Origin of the sequence: Acaryochloris sp. IP29b_bin.148, from assembly GCF_028285565.1 — a bacterium.
Classification (GTDB): Bacteria; Cyanobacteriota; Cyanobacteriia; order Thermosynechococcales; family Thermosynechococcaceae; genus Acaryochloris.
Map to the genome: position 1 here is coordinate 1 of NZ_JANQOY010000082.1, position 22,740 is coordinate 22,740.

31 protein-coding genes are annotated in these 22,740 nt (G+C 48.1%); 10 read left to right on the top strand and 21 right to left on the bottom strand.

The window, feature by feature from the left end; translation table 11 throughout:
* Positions 1-462, bottom strand: a 462-nt coding sequence (locus Q0986_RS07600; RefSeq protein ID WP_299407248.1) for a protein kinase, incomplete at its 3' end; no start/stop codon positions are given.
* A 219-nt stretch (positions 463-681) separates the two neighbouring features.
* Between Q0986_RS07600 and Q0986_RS07605 the strand changes: the two genes are divergently transcribed.
* Positions 682-1,581 carry a hypothetical protein gene (locus Q0986_RS07605; protein ID WP_299407253.1) on the top strand — a complete coding sequence of 300 codons (900 nt, stop codon included), beginning with the start codon at positions 682-684 and terminating at the stop codon, positions 1,579-1,581.
* Positions 1,582-1,940: 359 nt separating this feature from the next.
* Here the strand turns inward: Q0986_RS07605 and Q0986_RS07610 are convergent, their stop codons facing one another.
* On the bottom strand, positions 1,941-2,252 hold the full coding sequence (locus Q0986_RS07610) for a hypothetical protein (RefSeq protein ID WP_299407257.1): 312 nt from the start codon (positions 2,250-2,252) through the stop codon (positions 1,941-1,943).
* 157 nt (positions 2,253-2,409) lie between these two features.
* Between Q0986_RS07610 and Q0986_RS07615 the strand changes: the two genes are divergently transcribed.
* Complete coding sequence (locus tag Q0986_RS07615; protein ID WP_299407261.1) at positions 2,410-3,030, top strand: class I SAM-dependent methyltransferase; 621 nt, start codon at positions 2,410-2,412, stop codon at positions 3,028-3,030.
* On the opposite strand, the gene Q0986_RS07620 is transcribed toward Q0986_RS07615, so the two are convergent.
* The 5 genes from Q0986_RS07620 to Q0986_RS07640 form a co-directional block, all read right to left on the bottom strand.
* Positions 3,015-3,473: a YaiI/YqxD family protein gene (locus Q0986_RS07620; RefSeq protein ID WP_299407265.1), complete on the bottom strand. Its 459-nt coding sequence runs from the start codon at positions 3,471-3,473 to the stop codon at positions 3,015-3,017. The genes Q0986_RS07615 and Q0986_RS07620 overlap by 16 nt on opposite strands.
* Before the next feature lie 119 nt (positions 3,474-3,592).
* The gene (locus Q0986_RS07625; RefSeq protein WP_299407268.1) at positions 3,593-4,027 is read right to left on the bottom strand and encodes a hypothetical protein; all 435 of its coding nucleotides are present in this window, start codon (positions 4,025-4,027) and stop codon (positions 3,593-3,595) included.
* A gap of 107 nt (positions 4,028-4,134) precedes the next feature.
* Complete coding sequence (locus tag Q0986_RS07630) at positions 4,135-4,569, bottom strand: HNH endonuclease (protein ID WP_299407273.1); 435 nt, start codon at positions 4,567-4,569, stop codon at positions 4,135-4,137.
* A gap of 25 nt (positions 4,570-4,594) precedes the next feature.
* Positions 4,595-4,912 (bottom strand): hypothetical protein, encoded by a 318-nt coding sequence (locus tag Q0986_RS07635; RefSeq protein ID WP_299407278.1) that lies wholly within the window; start codon positions 4,910-4,912, stop codon positions 4,595-4,597.
* A gap of 8 nt (positions 4,913-4,920) precedes the next feature.
* Positions 4,921-5,367, bottom strand: coding sequence for a hypothetical protein (locus Q0986_RS07640; RefSeq protein ID WP_299407283.1), 447 nt, complete (start codon positions 5,365-5,367; stop codon positions 4,921-4,923).
* 141 nt (positions 5,368-5,508) lie between these two features.
* Between Q0986_RS07640 and Q0986_RS07645 the strand changes: the two genes are divergently transcribed.
* The gene (locus Q0986_RS07645; RefSeq protein WP_299407288.1) at positions 5,509-7,572 is read left to right on the top strand and encodes a thioredoxin domain-containing protein; all 2,064 of its coding nucleotides are present in this window, start codon (positions 5,509-5,511) and stop codon (positions 7,570-7,572) included.
* Here Q0986_RS07645 and Q0986_RS07650 read toward each other — a convergent pair.
* Positions 7,553-8,149: a hypothetical protein gene (locus Q0986_RS07650; RefSeq protein ID WP_299407292.1), complete on the bottom strand. Its 597-nt coding sequence runs from the start codon at positions 8,147-8,149 to the stop codon at positions 7,553-7,555. The genes Q0986_RS07645 and Q0986_RS07650 overlap by 20 nt on opposite strands.
* A gap of 789 nt (positions 8,150-8,938) precedes the next feature.
* Between Q0986_RS07650 and Q0986_RS07655 the strand changes: the two genes are divergently transcribed.
* The 3 genes from Q0986_RS07655 to Q0986_RS07665 all read left to right on the top strand — a co-directional run bounded on the left by Q0986_RS07655 (position 8,939) and on the right by Q0986_RS07665 (position 10,693).
* Positions 8,939-9,268 carry a hypothetical protein gene (locus tag Q0986_RS07655; protein WP_299407296.1) on the top strand — a complete coding sequence of 110 codons (330 nt, stop codon included), beginning with the start codon at positions 8,939-8,941 and terminating at the stop codon, positions 9,266-9,268.
* 120 nt (positions 9,269-9,388) lie between these two features.
* Positions 9,389-9,586 carry a DUF2862 domain-containing protein gene (locus tag Q0986_RS07660; RefSeq protein ID WP_299407300.1) on the top strand — a complete coding sequence of 66 codons (198 nt, stop codon included), beginning with the start codon at positions 9,389-9,391 and terminating at the stop codon, positions 9,584-9,586.
* 6 nt (positions 9,587-9,592) lie between these two features.
* Positions 9,593-10,693, top strand: coding sequence for an ArsA family ATPase (locus Q0986_RS07665; protein WP_299407309.1), 1,101 nt, complete (start codon positions 9,593-9,595; stop codon positions 10,691-10,693).
* Here the strand turns inward: Q0986_RS07665 and Q0986_RS07670 are convergent.
* The 4 genes from Q0986_RS07670 to Q0986_RS07685 all read right to left on the bottom strand — a co-directional run bounded on the left by Q0986_RS07670 (position 10,690) and on the right by Q0986_RS07685 (position 13,878).
* Positions 10,690-11,256, bottom strand: a complete 567-nt coding sequence (locus Q0986_RS07670) for a Crp/Fnr family transcriptional regulator (protein WP_299407313.1) — start codon at positions 11,254-11,256, stop codon at positions 10,690-10,692. The two genes, Q0986_RS07665 and Q0986_RS07670, sit on opposite strands and share 4 nt — an antisense overlap.
* A gap of 19 nt (positions 11,257-11,275) precedes the next feature.
* Entirely contained in the window at positions 11,276-12,022 is a 747-nt protein-coding gene (locus tag Q0986_RS07675) for an alpha/beta hydrolase (protein ID WP_299407317.1), read from the bottom strand.
* Between the two features lie 76 nt (positions 12,023-12,098).
* Complete coding sequence (fldA, locus tag Q0986_RS07680; protein ID WP_299407322.1) at positions 12,099-12,611, bottom strand: flavodoxin FldA; 513 nt, start codon at positions 12,609-12,611, stop codon at positions 12,099-12,101.
* A 139-nt stretch (positions 12,612-12,750) separates the two neighbouring features.
* Entirely contained in the window at positions 12,751-13,878 is a 1,128-nt protein-coding gene (locus tag Q0986_RS07685; RefSeq protein ID WP_299407326.1) for a chlorophyll a/b binding light-harvesting protein, read from the bottom strand.
* Positions 13,879-14,618: 740 nt separating this feature from the next.
* Between Q0986_RS07685 and Q0986_RS07690 the strand changes: the two genes are divergently transcribed.
* Positions 14,619-14,855, top strand: a complete 237-nt coding sequence (locus tag Q0986_RS07690; protein ID WP_299407331.1) for a hypothetical protein — start codon at positions 14,619-14,621, stop codon at positions 14,853-14,855.
* A gap of 131 nt (positions 14,856-14,986) precedes the next feature.
* Here the strand turns inward: Q0986_RS07690 and Q0986_RS07695 are convergent, their stop codons facing one another.
* The 4 genes from Q0986_RS07695 to Q0986_RS07710 all read right to left on the bottom strand — a co-directional run bounded on the left by Q0986_RS07695 (position 14,987) and on the right by Q0986_RS07710 (position 17,321).
* Positions 14,987-15,226 (bottom strand): glycosyltransferase, encoded by a 240-nt coding sequence (locus Q0986_RS07695; protein ID WP_366918540.1) that lies wholly within the window; start codon positions 15,224-15,226, stop codon positions 14,987-14,989.
* A gap of 64 nt (positions 15,227-15,290) precedes the next feature.
* A complete protein-coding gene (locus Q0986_RS07700) occupies positions 15,291-15,941 on the bottom strand; it encodes a pentapeptide repeat-containing protein (RefSeq protein WP_299407336.1) in 651 nt (216 codons plus the stop codon).
* An 85-nt stretch (positions 15,942-16,026) separates the two neighbouring features.
* Positions 16,027-16,239 (bottom strand): chlorophyll a/b-binding protein, encoded by a 213-nt coding sequence (locus Q0986_RS07705; protein WP_299407340.1) that lies wholly within the window; start codon positions 16,237-16,239, stop codon positions 16,027-16,029.
* Between the two features lie 200 nt (positions 16,240-16,439).
* Entirely contained in the window at positions 16,440-17,321 is an 882-nt protein-coding gene (locus Q0986_RS07710; protein WP_299407344.1) for a phosphorylase, read from the bottom strand.
* Positions 17,322-17,531: 210 nt separating this feature from the next.
* On the opposite strand from Q0986_RS07710, the gene clpS reads away from it, so the two are divergent.
* Genes clpS through Q0986_RS07725 form a run of 3 tightly spaced genes read left to right on the top strand, consistent with a single transcriptional unit; the run spans position 17,532 to position 19,233 of the window.
* The gene (gene clpS, locus Q0986_RS07715; RefSeq protein ID WP_366918541.1) at positions 17,532-17,861 is read left to right on the top strand and encodes an ATP-dependent Clp protease adapter ClpS; all 330 of its coding nucleotides are present in this window, start codon (positions 17,532-17,534) and stop codon (positions 17,859-17,861) included.
* A complete protein-coding gene (locus tag Q0986_RS07720; RefSeq protein WP_299407354.1) occupies positions 17,861-18,145 on the top strand; it encodes a DUF2103 domain-containing protein in 285 nt (94 codons plus the stop codon). The genes clpS and Q0986_RS07720 overlap by 1 nt, the downstream gene beginning before the upstream one ends.
* The gene (locus Q0986_RS07725) at positions 18,139-19,233 is read left to right on the top strand and encodes a tRNA (guanine-N1)-methyltransferase (RefSeq protein ID WP_299407359.1); all 1,095 of its coding nucleotides are present in this window, start codon (positions 18,139-18,141) and stop codon (positions 19,231-19,233) included. Before Q0986_RS07720 ends, Q0986_RS07725 begins: the two co-directional genes overlap by 7 nt.
* A 65-nt stretch (positions 19,234-19,298) precedes the next feature.
* Here the strand turns inward: Q0986_RS07725 and Q0986_RS07730 are convergent, their stop codons facing one another.
* The 5 genes from Q0986_RS07730 to psbV form a co-directional block, all read right to left on the bottom strand.
* Positions 19,299-20,033, bottom strand: coding sequence for an SDR family oxidoreductase (locus tag Q0986_RS07730; protein ID WP_366918542.1), 735 nt, complete (start codon positions 20,031-20,033; stop codon positions 19,299-19,301).
* A 17-nt stretch (positions 20,034-20,050) separates the two neighbouring features.
* A complete protein-coding gene (locus Q0986_RS07735; RefSeq protein ID WP_299407368.1) occupies positions 20,051-20,938 on the bottom strand; it encodes a ChaN family lipoprotein in 888 nt (295 codons plus the stop codon).
* Positions 20,939-21,089: 151 nt separating this feature from the next.
* Entirely contained in the window at positions 21,090-21,419 is a 330-nt protein-coding gene (gene petJ / locus Q0986_RS07740) for a cytochrome c6 PetJ (protein WP_299407373.1), read from the bottom strand.
* Positions 21,420-21,658: 239 nt separating this feature from the next.
* Positions 21,659-22,171, bottom strand: a complete 513-nt coding sequence (psbV2, locus tag Q0986_RS07745; protein ID WP_299407376.1) for a photosystem II cytochrome PsbV2 — start codon at positions 22,169-22,171, stop codon at positions 21,659-21,661.
* 70 nt (positions 22,172-22,241) lie between these two features.
* The gene (gene psbV / locus Q0986_RS07750) at positions 22,242-22,730 is read right to left on the bottom strand and encodes a photosystem II cytochrome c-550 (protein ID WP_299407385.1); all 489 of its coding nucleotides are present in this window, start codon (positions 22,728-22,730) and stop codon (positions 22,242-22,244) included.
* Between the last annotated feature and the right edge of the window lie 10 nt (positions 22,731-22,740).

Consider the following 22,740-nt stretch of genomic DNA (forward strand, 5'->3'; position numbering starts at 1 on the left):
CTTGACTTGAAGGGTCTGAGGATGAATCAGGATATTAGCTGGCTTGATGTCCTTGTGCAACACTCGCTGTTGGCTCAGGTAGTGGAGAATATCGGCCAATTGCAGGGCAATTTTCAACCCCTCTAGGAGAGCAACAGCAGACTGCAAGAATTCAGAGAGTGCAATTCCCTGAAAATCTTCCATGATCAGGGCATAGGTCTGCTGGCAGGGTTCTAGACTGAACAGCTGGATAATGCCAGGATGGTTAAGATGGCGACCGATGGTGAATTGATTGCGAAAGGCCAGGTGATCTGAGAATCTTAAAGGCACCTGGGGTTGGGAGGTTTTAACGATAACGGACGTGTGATCTTCACTGCGCAGGGCTCGATAAACCAGCGTATACTGCCCCTCATGCAATATTTCAAGGGGAACATATCCGGTTAAGGTGATGTTTTGAGGTAAATGTACGTCTGAAGAATCCATGTTCCCCGCTCTATCCATCCATTATGAGAATGCCCAGATACCAGAAAAATCCTCAAACCAGTCGTCTAAACTTCGGCTGAAATGTTCTGCATCACCATCAGGAAAGGCCTATGGTGAGTGAGTGTCGCTGTTAACCAATCCTTGCGCAAAGATAAAGCTTCACCTTCTCCATTCGTTTTTTATACAACATGAATGCATCCAGCTGGCCAATTCCTTGATATGCACTTTTATCAACTCTACGGCTTAACTTTTCAGTCAACCTTTCCTATTTCAGACTTAGTGGAGCTATCGTCTCCAGAACCGCGGTCAGACGTCACGATTCAACTCGTCAACGATGGTTGTATGAGTGATTACATTCCCCAAGCGGTGGCTCAACAACCTATCGCGATTCAGATCAACCCACATGACGCTTTAGTGTACCTCCAGAACGCAGGCGTCTTTATTATTCAGGGAGGGTGCAAAATCGTGCTGGTTGCCAGTCAAACTGCGAAACAGGCACAAATTAGTCAGGCATTATTAGGTGTTGTCTTAGCCGTTCTGTTGTATCAGCGAGGACTCTATATCCTGCACGCCAGTACAGCCACCATCCAAGACACCGCCATCGCTTTTTTAGGTGATTCGGGTGCGGGGAAATCTTCGGCTCTAGCAGCAGTCATCGATCAGGGATTTATAGGCGTAGCAGATGACTTAACTGCAATTCAAATCAGCGCAGGTCATGCCTTAGTGTATGCAGGTGTCCCTCAGATGAAATTATCGGCAGCAGCGGCTCATCAACTCCAGTTGACTGAAAAGACTGTCAAAACAGCCCCAGAATCCACGTTTTCTTTTTGCTCTAAGAATCACTCAGACGCTGTTTCTCTCCAGCATTTATACGTTTTAGAATATGGTCCAAACTGGTCCATAGAACGGATTCCCCAACAACAAGCCTTAATTGAGTTGCTCCGTTTTTCAGGGTTAAAGTCTGTGTTACCGATGCGCGATCGCTACCAGTTCACGCAAGCGGCAAAGCTAGCTAATCATGTCAGCTTATATCGGCTCAAACGACCGCGCGATCTCCAACAACTCCCAAAAATAGCTCAATTCTTAAAACACCATATTAAGGAGTACACATCTAGGTGAAAATCGTTTAAAGTATGAAGTGCTAAAATGGAACCTCGTTATACTGAAAAAGTGTAGTCAGCATGAAAAAAACCTGGACAACCCCTAAGTTAGAGATTCATGGAGCTATTGAAGAGTTAACACAAGTAAGTCTTGAAGAGTTGCAAAAAATGGGACCCTTTACGCTCCCTGAGCAAGCCTTTGATCTCCTAGCCAGCCTCACTATATAGTAGCTCCTACACTCTGGATAGACGGGTCTGACGCTAACCACTCCGAACTGGCAACAAGAATAAACAATCAGCACTTTTTGCCGATCGCATAGCCCTTCTATTCAGTTAGCAAGAGGCAACGGTAGCATTGGCGCTTGCGGAAGCTATACTCTACTGTTCCGCCGACAACAAAGCAAAAGCGGCCAACAGTAGGAAGCTCGCCGATATAATAAACGGACCAAGCAACTTGCTCCAAAAAAGCGTTTGCTTGACGCTGTAAGCGAATAAATAAATCCGCAGATTGGCAAACGTATTAGGCACAACTGCGATTTTGGCGATATCAGACCGCAGGATCGCAGACTGCTTAAACACAATCTCATGGCCCCACGACGTCTTGCTCCAGAAAGCAAAAGCTATCACTCCCAGCACTAGAGATAAAAAAACGATAGTCGCTGTTTTCCCTCTTTCCATTCCTGCCGACAAAATTGACTACGCAACGCTCCAACCGCCTCTAAGTTAACGGCGATTGCCAGATTTTTCAATTACGGGGTTAGAGGAATCAGGGTAGCCACTGGATCCAGGAAGAACAGCCCGAGCTGGTCAACCAATATATGCGGACCTTCTTAATGGGTTGAGCCGAGTGAAATCCCACGAAAATATCACCATTGCTGAATATCAGGCCACCGCCAACAGCTTCCGGGAAGGCACTTGGGACCATGATGTCTCTCAAAACCGACAGGCGTTAATAAAATGGATGCCCCGTCATCCGGGGCGCATCCTAGATTTAGGCTGTGGACCCGGCCGTGATCTCATCGCATTCAAGACTAAAGGGCATGAGGTTATTGGTCTAGATGCAACCCCTGCCTTTGTGGAAATGGCCCAGCAAACAGGTTGCGAAATCTGGCAGCAAACGTTTCTGGATCTAGATCTGCCAGACTGCTACTTTGACGGGATTTTTGCCAATGCGTCTTTATTGCATGTCCCCCAAGCCTCAATGGCGTCGGTCCTCAAAAACGTATGGCAGTCCTTGGTGATTGAAGGGGCAATCGTTTTATCCATGGCCCGAGGCCATCACGAAGGCTTTGTTAATCGTCCCTCCGGTCAGCGGTTTGTCTCTTATTGGGAATATGAAACCCTCGCCCCTTTGGTGAAAACAGCCGGATTCATCGTCGTGGATCATTACTACCGCCCCCCGGGGCTTCCTCAAGATCAGCAGTCTTGGGTAGTGATTGTGGCGGTTAAATCTCAGGCGGGTGGCTGATGGTGTTTGGCTAAGAATCGATCGAGCTGATTGGCAAACAGTTGTCGATCTCGTTGATTTAATGCCGGTGGCCCGCCCGTGACCAGTCCACCTTCCCGCATCTCTTCCATAAAGTTACGCATGGCAAGTCGTTCCCGCATATTGTTTTGCGTATACAGCTCACCTCGGGGGTTGAGGGCATGGCCTAGTTTTTCAATCACAGCCGCTGCCAAGGGAATGTCCGCAGTGATCACTAAATCTCCAGCCTGCAGATGTTCCACAATATGGTTGTCAGCACCATCAAAGCCCGCAGGGACTTGAACCGCATCAATATAATCGGATGCCGGGGGATTGATATATTGATTGGCGACTAAAGTCAGGTGAATTCTGACCCGTCTTGCAGCTCGATACAGAATTTCTTTGATGGCATTCGGGCAGGCATCGGCATCAACCCAAATTTTCATAATTTCTTTCCCGTTCTATTTCTGATGTGGCCTTTGCTATTTGAGGGTATAGTTCAAAATGATATGAACCTCAGAGTTAATTCACATAGGCTGGCTAAACCTTAAGCACGGGGATGGCATTAGTCAACATGAATCTCAACAACCTCGACTCCAGCTTCAATCATTTTTCCAACGACTCTATTCGCGAGGTTGTCATCCTCGATAATGAGCACACAATTATCTTTTGAGATAGGTAGATAACCCCCAACCTGTTTGCTCTCTAGGTCTACATTTAATCCAAGCGCACTGGCTTGCTCAAACAATCTTCTAGACTCTATATTGCCGTATTTCTCTTGAGTCCGATAGATCGCATGACCTTTCAGATTGTTATAAATTGAGGTTATTTTTAAGGATTTTAGTTCTGGAACTATTTTATGTAATTTGATGAGTTCTAGATTCGATGGCCCTGTTTTTCCAAAGTAGAAGATCAAACGCCATTCGACGCGATCGATATGTTGTAAGAACCAGCCCGTTTCACTTCCATCCCAAAGATATTTAAACTCCTCAATACTCATTTTCAGTATTTCAAATGATGCATGATACGGTTTGGCTACTCAGGAAACTACGGGTTTGTCTGATATGTTCCGTTATTACCTAATCAGTCTGGGTTCAATGTTAAAAATTACTGCAACGAAGTTGGTTCAAGTAATTCAGCCAGTCTAGCTTCCCCGTGAATTTGCATAATGGCATAGTCCAGAGACTGTTGGCGAAACGGGTGCAGTTGTCGTCTCCATAGGACGAAGGGTTGAGTGCCTTTGTGGGTATTGCACCCCCAACACATCACCAGCATATTATCTTGGCACAGGGTTTTACTGATGTGGTTGCGCTTGGGCTCCAGGTGGTCAATGGTGCTATTGGAGACCGCCAATCCTCGCTGACAGACGGGGCAGATATCTCCCAGTTTCTGGAGTTGTTGCTCAATCAGTTGACGCGCTTCCGGCGTTTGTCGCCAGTCTTGGTACTGCTCGCGATATTGAGAATACACTCGGTTTACCGCCGCATGGGCTCGTAGCTTTGCCCCTTGCATTTGGTTAAAGAGTTGCAGGCACGTTTCCATCCGCGTCATCGCTACTGTCCTACACTTAGCGTTCTTGAATAGTGTGAGCCAATTCGGTGTGCTGCCAATGCTGAGAGCGTTTGCGCACTTGCTTGACCGTTGATTTGATAGCCGTGGCAGCCTGTTGCATGCGGGCAAAGTTAGACAGGATCTTGGCTTCGACCTGACTGGAAGTGGTCTGGATTTTTTGGGTAATCCAGGTATATAAATCAATCACTTGCTGCCAACCTCGGTTGAGGAGTCCCTGCTGTTTACGCTCTGTGTTGAGTTGATGCTGCGTGAGCAAGGTCCGATTATAGGTTTGCAGGTCTCGATAGGACATGTTGTCATGGATACGCGCCATCTCCCCTCCTAATCCAGTTGGGCTAAAAGCGTTCTCACCAATCGAAGGATTTCGCTCTGTTCTAAATCGAGGAAATTTCTGAGGAGTTCTTTGAAATACTGCTGATATTTTTCGAGCTGTTGTTCCACATAGTTGAGCTGATTTAAGGCGTAATCTCGCTCATTCTCAATTCGATATTTAACCAAGCCATAGCTGCGATTATTTTTGGCAAAATGGCTACGCTGCTCGATCAAAGATCGAATCGCATCGGCCAAATCATCTTGTTCTCTAACGGCATAGAGCAATGCGCGGATCTGATCGGCATTCATGCGTTGAGCAAAGGCGATATCGAGCTGATGGGTCTTTTTGAGTTCAGCAATGGCCACTTTCTTGGATAGAAAAGTTTCCTGCTTGTCTTGGGGAAAGGAAGAAACGACCATAACCATTGCCAAAACATCTAGATCAAGTATACTCATTGCCCCTCAATGAACGTCGAAAATCACGGGTTTCTTTGAGTTTAAGAGCGAGATTTGACTTTAAGAATATTTTTGGGATTAGGAAAAATTCCCCCAAGAAGATAGCGATAGACTGTGAATGCACTTTCCTCTGGTGGCTTCATGCCGAATCGTCTTGCCCATTCTGCTAGCCTCTATCTGCGCAAGCATGCTGATAATCCCATTGACTGGTGGCCCTGGTGTGAAGAAGCGTTGGCCCGTGCCGCCCAAGAGGATAAACCTATTTTTCTCTCCGTGGGCTACTCTAGCTGTCATTGGTGCACGGTGATGGAAGGAGAAGCCTTCTCCAATACGGAAATTGCCGAGTATATGAATGCGCAATATATTCCGATTAAGGTGGATCGGGAAGAACGGCCAGATATTGACAGCATCTATATGCAGGCGGTTCAGGCAATGACCGGGCAAGGGGGATGGCCCCTGAATATGTTTTTAACGCCGGGGGACTTGGTGCCTTTTTATGGCGGCACCTATTTTCCGGAGGAACCCAAATATGGTCGCCCTGGCTTTTTGCAAGTCTTAGAAGCGATTCGCAGCTTTTATGACCAGGAGAAAGAAAAATTAGACACCCAGAAAGAGAAGCTCAGTAGCTATCTGCAAAGTTCAACGGTTCTCAATCCCATTGGTGCCCTCCAACCTGAACTGTTGAGTCAGGGCATTGCTAAGAATACAACGGTGCTGATAAATAAAACGCCAGGGCCAAGCTTTCCCATGATTCCCTACGCTGCGATCGCACTTCATGGTGCCCGCTTTTCCACCCCAGAACAAGAGCAATCCCAACAAGCCTGCTATCAGCGGGGACTGGATTTAGCCTTAGGTGGAATCTATGACCATGTGGCCGGCGGATTCCATCGCTACACTGTGGACCCCAATTGGACAGTGCCCCATTTTGAAAAAATGCTGTACGACAATGGCCAAATTGTTGAGTATCTCGCGAATTTGTGGAGTACAGGCGTTGAAGAGCCTGCTTTTGAGCGGGCCATTGCCAGGACGGTGGCTTGGCTCAAACGAGAAATGACGGCAGAGGCGGGCTATTTCTATGCGGCTCAAGATGCCGATAACTTTATCACCCCTGATGATTCAGAGCCAGAGGAAGGTCGTTTTTATACCTGGACCTACGAAGATCTGACCCACCTGCTGACACCAGACGAACTCACAGCCATGGCAGAGATTTTCCACCTGAGTGCAGAGGGCAATTTTGAGGAAGGTCTGATTGTTCTCCAGCGCCAGCAACCCGGCGTCGTTAGCGACCCAGTAGAAGCAGCCCTAGAAAAGCTTTTTCAGGTTCGCTATGGAGAACGGCCCGACTCTCTAACCACCTTTCCCCCTGCGATCAATAATCAGGTGGCGAAAACCCATCCTTGGCCAGGCCGTATTCCCCCGGTGACCGATACCAAAATGATTGTGGCCTGGAATAGTTTGATGATTTCCGGTTTGGCCCGAGCCGCAGCGGTTTTTCAACAGACCGACTATCTAGCCTTAGCCACCAAAGCCGCCAACTTTATTCTGACTCAGCAATGGTCCGAGGGACGACTGCATCGCGTTAATTACGATGGCAACATTGCCGTGACGGCTCAATCGGAAGACTATGCGCTCTTTATCAAAGCCCTTTTGGATTTGCATCAAGCCTGTCAAAGCCTAGATAAAGATCAAGCCCATCGCTGGTTGGCAGCAGCACAAACGACGCAAGATGAATTTGATCAGCATTTATGGGCCGTCGAAGGCGGCGGCTATTTTAATACGGGCAGTGAAACATCCGGTGAATTACTGATTCGAGAGCGGAGCTGGTTAGATAATGCCACGCCTGCGGCCAATGGGGTTGCGATCGCAAATCTGATCCGCCTGAGTTTGGTGTGCGATCGCACCGAATATTTAACTCAAGCAGAACAGGCCCTGCAAACCTTTGGACAAGTCATGGAGTCTTCTACAAAAGCCTGTCCTAGCTTATTTGTCGCCCTGGACTGGTATTTTCACCGCACCTCCATTCGGACAGCCACACTAGACCTAGCTTCTGCCTATTTACCCACAGCCGTGTACAGCCAATCCTCCGACGTGCCGCCCGACGCGATGGGTTTAGTGTGCCAAGGCTTCAGTTGTCTAGAACCTGCCACGACGCGGGCAGAACTACAACAGCAAATTCTTGCCAGCCTTACTCGGCATCAGGCGTAGTCTCTGAACTGACTGCCCCTACCGCTTTATTGCTTTTTTCCGTAGCAACATCCACATTTTGAATCACGTAGGGCAAAAATGAACCGTTCAAGCCTCGCTTAATCCGTTCTGATGTATCCTCAAACAAAACGAAGAGGGGATACATCTTCTCCGCTCCCTCATTAAAAATATGTTGAAACTGCTGGGGCATCTCCCAGGTGTAGCCTCGACTTAAGGCAACCTGCGTTTGCCGCCAGCGGCTCACCAGATGCGAAAAATCTTCTTGGGGACGGTGAATAAAAACTAAGATTTCTACGCCGGTTTTTATTTTCCATTCTGGATCACACATCAGTAAGGAGAGATCGCAAGGCAGCGCAATCAACTCATAGAGGCTATCAGAGGATTTCAGCTCTGACTGTGGTATTCTGCGGCGCACCTGAACCACCGGCAGCGGAATCGTGATCACGCTGTCACGAGAACGACGAATACTCGGAATTTTTTCAAAGTAAGGACGATGCTGTCTCAAAAGCTCAACAGCATGGTGGTGGTTACTATACGTTGCCAGCAACTCTTCATAATGGGATTGATAAACTGGCATCGGTTGAACTAAAAACTCTGCTATTGCCTATATATAGTAGTACCCATCTAGCCTCAAGATTTACGATACCGACCTGTTTACAGGTTTGGCAGCGCACACTTTCGGTGTTGTTGAACACTCATTACCCCTATCATCGCATCAAAACGGACCCATTTTTTTAGCAACATCATAAATTTCTACAGCCAGACTTTACAGATATCTCCTTACATTCCTTACCTGGAAGTATCAAGATCACTATCAGAGCAGACCAGTCCTTTCTCTAAGAAAAATTGCCTTTGATAGTCCTTCTCTAAAAGCATCAATGTATGTTCAGAGGTCGATAAAGGTTTTCATACCTATCTGACTGAGCGATCTGTTGTGTTGACTCATCACAATTGCCCCTTAGCAGATCTCAGCGGGTCTATCTATTAAAGAGATTCGTCTCTCTTAGATCAGGGGTGATATAGGCAATGTTTCACGCCCAAACCATTGACGTGAAACAATATCAAAATTTTTTCTGATTACTTTTCTGTCTATAGAACAGAGGGTATTCAAGGCATTGATACCATCAATTTTCTCTGAAAAAATATTTTAACAAAGATAAACTTTAACCCAGGTAAAGCGGTGTTCACTCACCCTCTGGCGAGATATGGCAGTGATCTCATGGCAACCGTAGGTTTGACGATTGGATGAGCTTTAAACTGCCCAGTCTATCGCTTGATGAATACTCGCATATTCTGCTAGAAAACCACTGATAAAACACTAGGCCCTTTATGCCAATAGAAAAATATATTCAGTGAGGTTGATCCGATGTTGAACCAATCAAAGCTATTCCAGAGTCGTTATCGCAGCGGACCATTGGACTCTTCCATAGGCAAGCATTCCCAACATCGCCCCGTCGCGGACGCTCCTACCCGATCACAGACACCTAGATCGCGAAGAGGGTCATCATTCAGTGGATGGTGGCAGAACTTGGCATTGCGCTGGGTCCAGCGATCTCAACTCAGTATCCAGAAAATAACTAATGCCAGACGAGACTGCTGGTGGCATGTGCGGGATCCGCGCAGTGGCAAATCCTTTTATGCGGAAACATTAGCTGAAGCTATTGACTGGATCGAAGCCCATCACTTAGGAAAATAACGCCTACACCCCCTACGAGAGTCCTTCTTGCCCCCCAAATAAGCCTAAATCCTTACGGTATAACCGCCACAAGCCTGCTAGACTATGGATTGGTCCGTTTTCTTGCAGAGGTATCGATTGATGAGATTAGGTCAGAAAGTTCGTGTTTGCCAAATTCGCGATCGCTTTTCTGGTGCGTTGAGTGACAAGTTAGGTGAAATGGGAACGATTCAAGAGTTCAAAATGACGGATGGTAGCGGTATCGGTGCGGTCGTCACTTTTAATGACAAAACCAGCAGTTGGTTTTTTGAAGATGAGCTAGAAACAGGCCGACGGTAACCCTGCATGGCATTTTTGCTGACCTTCTTAGGGAAAGGTGGTACGGGGCGAACAACGGTTGCGATCGCAGCCGCTAAACAATTTGCTGAACAGGGATATCGGGTCTTATTGGCTAGTCAAAATCCGGGTCCCGGTTTTGATTTGATCATTGGTGCGCCGGTGGGCACCGACCCGCAAGAACTCGGTGTCAATCTCAAAGCAGTGCAGCTTCGCAGTACCGTATTGCTGGAGAAAGCTTGGGAAGACCTCAAGCAACTCGAAGCCGAGTATGTCCGCACGCCTTTTTTTAAGACGGTCTTTGGCCAAGAACTGGGCATTCTGCCGGGCATGGATAGTGCGCTTGCCCTAAATGCTCTGCGGGAGTACGAGGACAGCGGCAACTACGATGTCATTATTTACGACGGGCCGGGCGATCTATCGACCCTGCGTATGGTCGGGTCACCGGAAATTCTCAGTTGGTATGCCCGTCGATTTCGCCAAGTGATTGCCGATTCGGATTTAGGGAAAGCTCTGTCTCCCTTTGTCCAGCCTGTTACAGCGGCGGTCTTTACGGTGAATTGGGCAGGTGACAACTTTGCGGAACCGACGGAACGCGCGAATGCGGCCTTGGATGATGCGAAGCAGGCGATCGCCGATCCCAACCGCGTGGCCGCTTATTTGGTGACGACGGGGGATGAGGTTGCGATCGCAACGGCGCAATATTATTGGGGCAGTGCCCAACAAGTCGGCTTAACCATCGGTGGGGTGATTGCCACACCGACAACAGTCCCTCTCGATGCCGCAGCCTTACAAACGGCCTTTGATCCTCTCTCTGTGGCCACCCTCCCTTCATATACAGGAGATTGGCAAGCTCTGATCACCGCCCTACCGGATTTAAAGCAAGCGGCCACTGCGCCTAAGCCGATGGACATTGATGTGGCCCTGGGGCAAGTCAAACTTTTCCTGCCGAAGTTCGATAAATCGCAGGTCAAGCTAACGCAATACGGCCCGGAAGTCACAATTGAAGCGGGCGATCAGCGCCACAATATTTTCCTGCCCCCTGAACTCCGCGGGAAGCCTGTTAAAGCAGCTAAGTTTCAAGGTGGGTATTTAACGATTTCGTTTTAAGGGGTAGCGAGCAATATAAACTGCCGCTTTCGTGACCATTGTAAAATGCCTTGCTGTTCCATATCGCCAATCAGCCGAGTAGCCGTTACCCGCGTAATATTGGCCATTTCTGCTAATTCCTGGTGAGTAATAGGAATCGTGGTGCATGTTCCACGGGGCGTCACCACGCCAAATCGTTGGGCCAGCCATTTGAGCAAACTCAGGAGTCGATCTTCAGCCCGCTTAATACTGATAATTTTCAGCAGGGTAGTCAGGTGTTGTGCATGGCTAAGGATAGCTTCATTTTGCCATTGGTAATCAACCAAGGGATAAACGTCTACAACCCCTAAACTTTGAATGATGTAAGGCGTGAGATTGGATAAAGACTGCCCCACAATATCTCCCGTTCCCCAAATCCCAAGGGTGGTAATATTGCCATTCTGATCCCAAGTGTAAGTCCGAGCTATCCCCCGTTTGATTTGCCATAGATGTTGAGGTTCAGAAGGTAGTAAGGCACGATCGGAGAAGCGCTTCGTGGCTGAAGAGGGGGAATGCATAAACGGTCGAGACAGAGAAGCAACCATAGGACACACAAGGTAGAACTTAAACAGAGCAAGGACGGAGATCAATGGAGGCCAAAGGCATCGCAGGCTTAACTTGCCAAAAATCTAGAATCTGTTCTGCAACGAGCTGAGGATAGAAACAGTGGAAAAAGTGATGTCCTTCCGCGCATTGCCAGATGCGATCGCAGTCTTTCATCCAAGACTGCCATTCGTTAAGGGCCTGACTATCGACCACTGGATCGTTTTGACTACCACAGACCAACAATGGTGCCGACACTCCCCCAGGAGGTAAATGACAGCGTTGAAACAAAGAATGTGGGGATGGGGAAACCATCATATCCTTTTCCAATAGCCGACTAAGGTAGCACGTCACCGTTGGCTGTTGGTCTCCAAATAAATCTGGCACAATCTGAGTCAGCATTTGGCGGCGGTTATAAGGCACAAACTGGAGATGGAAGTAATAGTGAGCCATCCAATCTAAAGTAGCGACCGCGCCGACCCCCAGCAAGGTGAGAGACCGAATATTCTGTGGGCATTGACGCGCATAGAGCAAGCTCACTAACCCACCCGTACCGTGACCGACTAAATGAATAGGATGGTCACAATCTTGGATATAGTCATGCAGCAAATCCACTGCTGTACTGAGCGAACTGGGCTCATCCTCAGACTGCTGATACTGCCACTGAGCAATCGTGAGATGCTTGCTCAACTGGTCGAGTAGGGGTTGGTCAAAACGCTTGAGGTAAGGACTAGTTGTCGCCCAAACGGCATCAATGGAGTGAGTCATTTAGATCGTTACACTTGATAATTTGCAGGAATTCAGAAAGGGTCAGGACAATCATCCTGACCCCGCTGTCGGCATCCTAAATTCCAAATTCTGTTTTAACTTGGGCCACCCAAGCTTCAATTCGCTCATCAGAGAGTTCAGACTGGTTATCCTCATCTAAGGCTAATCCACAAAATTTGCCTCCTCTATCCGCTTTAGAGGCATCAAATTGATATCCATCGGTGGACCAATGCCCCACGGTTTGGCCTCCCTTCTCCGTAATTTTGGCTTCAATCATACCGATCGCATCCATAAAATTATCGGCATAGCCAATCTGGTCGCCCGTACCAAAGTAGGCAACTTTCTTGCCCGAAAAATCAATACTATCCAAATTGGGGAAAAAGGCATCCCAGTCACTCTGCAGTTCACCAATATCCCAAGTTGGGCAACCAATCAGCAAATAGTTGTAACCCGCAAAATCTCCATCTTCTGCATCTGGGATTTCGATCAGGGTGACGATATCTTCTCCACCAAAGGCCTCTTGAATTTTTTCAGCCGCTTCCGCTGTTTTACCAGTGGTGGTGCCAAAGAACATTCCAATTTGTGACATACAGACTCCAAATGATTACAACACAAAAAACGAGGGTTCGTTACGATGAAAGAGGCAAGAGCGTGAAGCGCCCAGGTTGTTCACGCTCTTACCGTTTCGCTCTTAATTCAACACAGAGGGTTGAATGGGGTAACACAGACTAGGTAGATTCCGTCGTCGCCTTCGCTGGTGGAGAAGAAGACGGCACCGGAGCCATGGCATTCTTCGATGCTTTAGGCTTGGCAGTGGCTGCTGGTGCTTCGTAAGTCAAGGATGTCAGAAATTGATCTACGTCTTTAAAATCAAATCCTAATGCTCTCAAGGCATGCCAAAGATGCCCTTGGAGAAAATAGAAAGCCAAGACATAGGTTGCATTTGACAGCCAGCACCGAGCAGAGTGCATACCGTAAGGAAGTTCTACCGTGTCTGCAAAATAGGGGGTGAAGCCAAACTTAATTTGGAGCGCAGGACCATAAAAATCTGCTGGCCAAACATAGGTATTGACAGAGCACCAATAGGCGGACAGAAAACCAAAGAAAGCGACTGCCCCTAATGAGTAGGACAAAATCGCTTCACCATTGACGACAACCCGCTTTTTGGCCCAAGGCAACATGGGGACAAGCAAGTGAAAAATACCACCCGCAATATCTAAAAGACCAATAAAGATATGACCGCCGACGATATCTTCTAGGTTGTCAACACTATCGAAATGGGTTTGGTAGCCAAAAATCACAGATGGATTAAGGGTCGGATCGGTGACCAGTCTAACCTCTTGCAGATCGGGGTCATAGAGTCCTCCCCAATACATGGCCCATCCCACGAATAAAAGGGTATAGAGGCCTAAAATCAGCAGATGATGGCCTAAGATCCGGCTGAGTTGATTGGTATTCGTCCATTCAAAATGATAGGTACGGGCCGCACCAGAAGCATCGCTTAAATCATGCGGTGCTTTCAGCAGGTGAAATAACGCGCCTGCCCCGAGTACAGCGCCTGCAATAATGTGGACCATGGCAACGGCAACAATCTGTTGTGGATTATCGAGCACACCACCCGATCCAAACCCAATTCCTTCCGCCGCTAAGTGGGGAAGCAGCACTAGGCCTTGATCCCACATCGGAGAGGCGGTCGTATATCGACCCAATTCAAACAATGTAAAACCACCTGCCCAAACCGATATCAAGCCAGCATGGCCCGTATGGGCAGCGATAAATAAGCCCGAAGAGTTAGCAAGGCGAGAATTACCAGCCCACCAGCCATAGGTAACTTCAGGGTTACCGTAGGTTTGCATAGGATATGCTCCTTCTAAATCGATTCAATTTGTTAGTAATTATTCCTAAAAAGTCTCTTGAAAATTGTGAATAAAGCGCTGCAGCTGGCTAGTTTCAACCGCAGCTAGCGATGTGAGGGTTTGAGGCATAGGCACCGTCAAAACGAAACTAGCTTGCTTTCTGCCTCTGTAAGGGTCAAACGTTTTCTGAGGTACTTTCCTGGTTTAGGGAAGAGCGGTATAGAGTTTAACAACAAACTCACTAGTTGAGAATATTAGTCAATAAGTGTCTTTGCTAATTTAAGCAGTAAATGCAGTGAATTGCAATCACTGAGGCATTATTTTTTAGATGGATAGCGTGGCAATAGATATTCTTTTTCTGAAAGCTTTGCCTGAAGAGGGATAGAGAAATTCATTTCAGAAACTTAGACTAGCTTGTTGCAGTGTTCCCTTAGACTTTTAATCTATATCAAATGAGAATAATTTATAATAGTTACTCAAAAAAGCACTCATGCTGTGTTCTGGCAGTCACCTATTTCTAGTGGGTGACCGATCAACCTCCAGACTTTTATCTGGAGACTTTCTATCCACCTCTATCTGCTTCAGCCATCAGCGCTTGCTGGAAAGAGCCCCATTTTTCACTACTTAAAGATAGGTGGGGATGTTTTTACCCATTTTGACTCGTTTGATGAGAGAGACTCCAAATAAGCGGTAGGATATTCTCAGCTCTGTTGAAAAGTTAAGCACTAATAAACACTAAGATGAAACGTTCAAAATCTATTGAGTTATTTCTAGCTCTCGGTTTATCGGCCACCTTATTTGCATGTGATGGGGCCACTACAGGTGGTGAAGGCGGTGACCCAGACAGCTCCAGCCCTGCTGTCACAAGCCCTGCCGATGACGGTGGTGAAGGCGGTGAAGGCGGCGAAGGCGGTGAAGATGGCGAAGACAGCTCCTCTGATGACGGTGGTGAAGGCGGCGAAGGCGGTGAAGGGTAATCACTTTACGCTCTGGAATTCGGTTTAGACCAGTCCGTTTCTTATATCACTTCGTATTAAGTATGAGTCCCCTCTTGCTCATCAGCCTCCGTTGGTTCTGAGCAAGAGAGGTCTTTTTCGGTCAGTGCCGTTTAAGAACAGGCTTGCCGGACAGTCCGACCCAACAAAGTCTTCACATAGTGACGGCACTGAGTTCGATTGAGCCGCAGTGCCGCTGGGATTTTGTGGACAAATGCATTGATCGCGGCACAAATAAATCCAGATTGCCCTTCTACAATCACTCCAGAGAAAGCACTACAGTGCATGCCAATCACAGGAGTGCTGCAGGCCATCGATTCCAGCACAATGAGGCCAAAGGGCTGATTCCACATCGGCAGGGATATAGTCTCTGAGCTTGATCATGGTTTGCGATCGCAAGCTACAGCAGACCCATGATTATAGGTTGGCTGACTCAGTAACCGTCAAGACAGGATTAGGGGTGGGGCGAGAAACATCAATCTGTCGGTGATTCCAGTCGGCTCCCTTGAGCGTCACTTGACTTAAATCCACCTGTTTTAAGATAGTCCCTGTGAGAATGGCATGGCTGAGATCTGCGCCTGTTAAATTGGCTCCTGTCAGATCCGCCCCACTGAGGTTCGCTCCCACAAGCGTCATCCCCGTCAAGTCTGCATATCGCAAGTCAGCGCCTGCAAGATTTGCATCTGACCCATTCGCCTGTTGTAAGTTAGCGACTCTTAAATCTGTTTTGGCTAAAATCGCTTGCTGCAAGTTCGCGTGCTTTAAGGTGGCCCGGACCAGCTTTGACTGACTTAAATTCGCAATCTCTAAATTGGCGCGGGAAAAATCTGTTCGCCACAGTAAGCCTTGAGATAAATTAGCACCACGGAGATGACTCTCCCGGCACTGCGTCAGACTCATATTGACCTGTGCCAGATTAGCCTGTTCAAAATTGACGCCATCCAGCGTCAGCTCATAAAGACTCTCGCCCGTGAGAATCATAGAGCTAAAGTTTCGTACACCTGCTGCATACTGCTCAAGGAGTTGATCGGCTCGGATTTCTACTAGCATGGGGTTTAAGGTTAGCAATAGTGCCCCCGATTGCTCACACAAGGGCTAAAAGATAACCTTTGCCCACAACTCGCAGGCAAAGGTTGAAGAAACGAACTCGCCTTTAGCCACCCGTGACAATTTGAACGAAGTTCAGATGAGTGGTTAGCTCTAAAAGCAAAATGGACATGAAGCCCACCATGGCTAAGCGGCCACTGATCCGTTCTGCATTTTTATTAAAACCAAATACTGGCTCGGTTTGGGCGTAGGCTTTGGGTTCAACGGCAAAGCTATTGATACGACCACGATCGTCTGAGGTATATCCGCGAGATGTCATAGGAGTGGCTCCGTAATGTTTTAATCTATTTATTTATGTAAATAAATGTAACACAACTTAGCTAGAATTGTAAAGAAAGGTTTCTATTTACACCCACATCTCACGGCCCAACTAACCTCAAAAGCGCTTCTATAGAGCACTTTTATGATGTTTACATCAATTTTGCTTCTGTAACGAATTTTAAATCCTTCCACCAGCAATCAACACACAACGCCTACATTTTGCAGGACCGTCATCGGACCAATGGTTTTCAAATGGTCTAGCTCTTGGGTATTACGGACTAGCAAAGACCCTGCAAAACCGAGAGAATTAATGGCAATACCCGAAAAACTGGGTTGCGATCGCAACACCATCAGCATCCATTCTCGCGTCACTAAAAGATTGTAGGCTCCCGTTGCCTGCGAATTATCTGATTGCCACGGTAATCCAATCGCTGCCAGCAAGTGACGATATGTTGCCAACAGCTGTGGTGCTACCTGGGCAGGCGCTGACCAATCCAGAGACAGAGATGCGATCGCATGGACAAAGGGGAAAGCTTTACTCCGCCCTTTGTCCTTCGCCGCAGCCATTAAAGGATCGATCGGTAGCCCCATTCGTTCAGGCAGGAAGGGGAAGGGAACCATTTGTAAATGCTTATGGCGTTGACTGGCCCCAGCTGCATAGCCACCGTTATAGAACGCCAAACCATCCAGTTCTCCTAAGACGATGGCCAAGGCCAAACAGTCGGCAGCATCCAACCAAGTCTCTTGGCTGACAAAGTCCCGTGTCACCATCAAAAGATGATGATCCACCACATTGAACTTGTTTAACAACCCCACATGCGTCTCTGATAAATCGGCGACGAAGAGGCCAGGCTCATAGGGTAAAAAAGGATTAAAATTCTTCGGTTTAGGCGCTTGTTTGGCCTTAGCTTTCCGTTCCAGATTCGCCACCACACGAACCAAAAACTCTAGTCCCCCCGCTGCCAACTGCTCATACTCAGTGGCAATGGGCTGTAACGCACCCGAGTCTAGGGCCTGTTGGGTACGCACCACTAGGCGATCAGACAGCATTCCTGGCACCAGTTGTTGTTCAGACGTCATAGATCCTAAAAGGGCAATAACCCATGCGAATAGGGGGGCAGCTGCACCATGCATCCTCTCCAGTCGGCAGATTATCCTACCATTGCCCACTCAAGCATAGGCAACGCTAAAACCGCAAGGTAAACTGATGTAAACTCTTCTCAACATTGATGTCACCTAAAATCAGTTCACATGCTTAAGCTTTCTACTTCAGATAGGCCACGCATGGCGATGATCTCCGATCGGCCTGTAGCCATCACAGCAGTGCAAACTCCCATCACTCGCCCTGAAGAACAACAGAGCCAAAAAACGGTTCGGAAACCTTATCCCAACTTTAAGGTGATTGTCGTCAATGATGATGTCAATACCTTTGAGCATGTCGCTAAAACGTTGATGACCTATATTCCCCAGATGACCTCAGATCGCGCTTGGGAATTAACCAATCAAATTCATTTCGAGGGGCAAGCCATCGTTTGGGTCGGACCACAAGAACAAGCCGAGCTCTACCATATGCAGCTGCAGCGGGCAGGGTTGACCATGGCCCCCCTTGAGGCCGCCTAATGCCGGTTCGCAAAGGTCGCCTCGTCCTCAATCACTCGACCCATATTCCCGGCTTGCTGACGATTTTAAACAAACTGATTCAATATCCCGGCATTCAGACGGTGACGCCTGGCGTGATCAGTCGGGTCAAAGGCCATGCCCCCCATTTGCGGTTAAGAATTTCTGTCCCTATTCGTGGCGGATTTAAAGTCCTCGCTCGGTCTGGCAAGACGGTGCAAGAAGTCTTTATCGTCACGCCTTTGAGTCAAGATGGATTGTCACAACTGATTGCTGAAGTGTGTTAGATAGCCATCACACCGAAGGCAAAGCCCTATTTAAAGTAGGACCCGCGTTTTTTCGGGCCAGCAGTCGCCCCGCCCGCGACTTAGGGGTATTAGCCGCAACGGTCTATAAAGCCAACACCGGGCAACTGCGGGTGTTGGATGTGATGACGGGCTGCGGGGTGCGATCGCAACGCTATGTCCTTGAAAGCCAGGCCGATTGGATCTGGGCCAACGATGCCAATCCTGAGATGGCAGACGTTTTGACCGACAACTTAAGTCAACTGCCACCGCAACAATATCAACTCTCGTATCACGCAGCGGAGCACTTATTCCATCAGTGCTATCAATATCAAGACAACTTTGATTTCATAGACTTAGACAGTTTCGGCTTGCCTACACCCTTTTTGCAGGGTTGTTTGCAAACGGTCAAACGAGGCGGATTGCTTTATATCACAGGCACCGATAGCCGCACCTTAGCCGGACATAACCCCAACCATAGTCAGCGATTATTGGGAGCATGGGCGCGATCGCATCCGGCGGCCCATGAGCAAGGACTCCGACTGTTGCTGGGTCTGTGCTGGCAACAGGCTCAAGCTCTAGGGCGAGATATCCAGCCCATTATCTCCTACTTTCAAGGTCAGATTTATCGAGTCCTTGTCCAGGTGACCACTCCCCAACCCCAGCATGGCTTGGGCTTTATTGGCTATTGTCACCACTGCGGTCACTATCAAACCGTCGCTTGGGACCAGCTCAGTCGGGCCACCTGTCCCCACCAAGGCCCGCCCTTAACCCTGAGTGGCCCCATGTGGCTCGGGCCATTGCATGATCCAACATGGCTAGCCTCTATGCAGGCGCTAGCTGAAGAGTGGGGGTGGTCAGATCGGGTTCAACTCTTACGAATTATGCAAGCAGAAGCGCTGATGCCGCCTTATTTCTACTCCGTGGCAGACATTGGCCGCCGGGGCAAAATGGATATTCCCAAACGCGATCGCCTGATGGCTCATCTTCAACAACAGGGCTATCAGACCAGCCTCACTCACCTTAATGCACAAGCCTTTAAAACCAACGCAACCTTCCACCACTGTTTGGACATTGCTAGCGATCTGTAAATACTTTATGGGTTCAGCTGGACTGTATCTGCCAGACCTATCCTGCTCACAACATCATAGACAACTCACCACGGCAAGGGTTTGCCATCCCGGAAAAATCCTCCCGTCGGCCCATCATCTGGTAGCATGGCAGCCCAGACAATGCCAGCGGCCCCTTCAGGGACGGGCCTTGCGCCCATTTCGGCTGTCCCAGGATAAGTCGCCGTGAAATTAGGGCAAACGGCATTCACCAAAATCCCCGTCTCTTGCAAAGCGCGACTGATCTTAACGGTCAGAGCATTGAGCGCTGCCTTGGAAATAGCATAAGCCGGTAACCCTCCCCCCTGTTCCAACAGCCCTCGAGGCCCCGCAAAGGAGCCAGCCCCACTAGACACATTGACTACTCGACCCTGCTGACTTTTTTGCAACAAGGGCAAGCAGGCTTGGGTCATCCGCCATGCCCCTAACAGGTTGGTATTGAAAGTATCTTGGACCTCTTGTAAATCAGCCGCTAACACCGGCTGCTGGAAGTCAAAGTTAATGCCAGCATTATTGATCAAAATATCTAAGCGGCCCTGCTCTGCCTCTAACTGCTCAACCAACTGGTTCACACTCTGATCATCCGCCACATCTAGGGGTTTAAAGATAACCTGAAGTCCCTCCTCCAGCAATTGTTGCGTGGCTTGTTCTCCCTTGTTGCGATCGCGGGCCGTCAGAATAACGGTAATCCCTTGTCGGGCCAGCTGACGACAGACCTCCAATCCCAGCCCTCGATTGGCACCCGTCACCAGGGCAATTCGTTGAGTATGCTTGTCCAATATAGTGTTCTCCTTATCAGTCAGGATCCAGAATTATCCCAGAAAAAATCCGCAGCAGGGGGGTTAACGATCTGTCTCGCCTCATCCATAGGGTTGAGATAAACCGAGTATTGGCGAAACTCCTGTGGACGCGGTTGGAGACGGCGCACCACTCGATCGGGAATGCCATAGCCTTGCTCAATATGTCCCTTACCCGCCAGGACCACCACCAGTTGCTCTGGCTGCTGATCAACAGTCTGGGCAATCTTCTCAGCCATGGTCTCATCCCAAAGCACCTGAGCTGCAAAAAAACGATCAAATCCGTCTTCAGAGGCATGGCCTGGATGAAATTGCTCATAAATGTCTTTGAGCTTCTGACGATAGGCGGTATTGCTCACATCGATCTCAGCCAGCGGAGGAATAAAGGTTTGGTCTGCTGGAGTCAGGCTCTCCAAACCTTTGCGGCTGACCTGTTTCGTCACCTCCGTGGGAGTGTTTAAGGCAATTACAGGCAGTTGATGCTGTTTGGCAAAGCGTAAAACAGGGGCATAGAATTCCCAATCAAAGCCCCAGCGTTGGCGATATTCGGTTTCTTTTTGCAGTTGGGCTTCCGTAATCTCGCCCGCCAGATACCGGTTGATCGGCTCTTGAAACGGACGCTGAAACATTTCCATTGCGATCGCAAGCTGAGGCTGCCGTTTATATAACGCTTGAACAATCGTTAACTGAGCTTTGTGATCGGCTTGACTATCGTGAGTTTCAGCCAAATAGACCACTTGCGCCTGGGCTAATCGATCCAAGAGCGCTTTTTGTTCTACATTAACGACCGTTGTCGCATGGATCCACCGCCAACTCACCGTGGGTAACACACAGAGCAACAATACTCCCAAACCAAGGGACCAAAGATAAGTAGAACGAGTGGGGCGCATGGCATCTCTCATCACGACGGAACAGGCACTAGGTTCAAGATGACACAAATCGCAATAACCTTGCTCACCTCCTCAGTCACCGGCAGCCAAAATTGAAAAATCCCTCCTACCTCAAAGGCAGAAGGGATCCTTACAATCTAGATTGCCAAACTTACCACTTGTCAGCCTGATCTAAAACGTATGCAGCAACGTTCTCGATGTCAGCAGCAGAAAGGCTCGCACCAAATGCAGGCATACCACCTTTACCATTAGTGACCTGGTTGATGATGGCATCAGCAGAATTCATGCTATTCGCTGCTAAAGCATCAGCTTTTAAGGTTTTGTCAGCTTGGACAACATTGTTGCCGCCTGCATGACAAGCTGCACAGTTGGCATTGAAGACACCTGCACCTGCACCCGCATCAGCTGCTAAAGCAGGACCGCTGATGGCAAAGGTCAGTACAGCAAGCGCAGTTAAAGCAATAGATAGAAGTTTTTTCAACGTGTTTCTCCTCTCAATTCATATTGGCAAGGCTGCCAAATTTATTAACTTCAGACACCCAAGATAAAAATATATGGTGCTTAGTTATAGCAAATGCGATGAACTCGCATCCTTATTTTAGGATGGTCTCTGCAACTTTAGAACCCTAACCAGAGAGCTCATTCCTGTACAAGACCTGTCCTAACGGCATTGATATTGCTCCAATCAACTTTCTTGGGGCAGTTTTAAGGATAAACACCTTAAGTAAAATCTATGCCATCGGCAACATCTTCGCTGCCCCAACCTCTAGCAACCTCAGCAGCCCTGAGAATAAAGGCTTCTAGTTTTGCTAGCTCTTGATCAGGCAACCAAGTATCAGGGACTTGGCGGCACCAAAAGCTAACATCGCTACCATCATAGACAGTAGGCTCTCGTTGGAATTCAATCAGATTGGCGATGTTATCCCGAGGGGGAGTTGCCCCCTGCAAATTTTTCAAAGACAAGGACTCCACAGGGTTAGGCAATGTTGCCCCACCCACATGGCAGTTTTTGCAATTATCTTCAAACAGTCGCTTCCCTTCAGAAAGATCCACTGGAGAAAACAGTTGAGTCTCTCCATCGGCATTTCTTGAAATAGGAACAGGTTCAGTCACCTTCAGATATCGGACAATATAGTCATCAACATCTGCCGCTTGCGCTATTGGGCTGAGCAGTGTTCCCCAACAAACCAATAGAAAAGCAATTAAACAACGTGTGAGCCACGATTTCAGCATTTGATGCGCGCCTTAAGTGTGAACTTTATTAAGATAACGCCGTTCATACTGGTCAACAACCAATGGACGCTTAACGGTTAGCTTTACCGCCACCCCATTGATCACCAATCACAGAAGGCTGAATGAGAATATGACCTGCAATGTCGAATAGATCGTCATCAGATAGGTTTCTCATTAGAGGGAAGACATCTGTACTTTGAGTACTAGGATGCACTTCAGAGATAGCATCGAAACCATCATACGTGGTGGGATTATTCATATAATCCACCAGGCCTTCAACTGTATCGCGGCGGGGATTCGCATTTGCCAAACTATCGGCCGATAAGTTGATGGTGGGGTTGGTTTTGGTATCTCCGCCAATATGGCAGTTTGCACAGGCAAAGTTAAATAAGCGCTGACCCTCTTTTGCTTGCTGAGTGGATAGAGTAACGGTACTCCCTTCATTCAATGCAACGGTTCGAGTCGCATCATCTAATTCAGCAGCAGTAGCAGTACTGGTTAATACTTGAAAAGCAAAAAATACTGTAGCCACCGCCAGCAACATGTATCTTTTCAGCATAGTTCTCCTT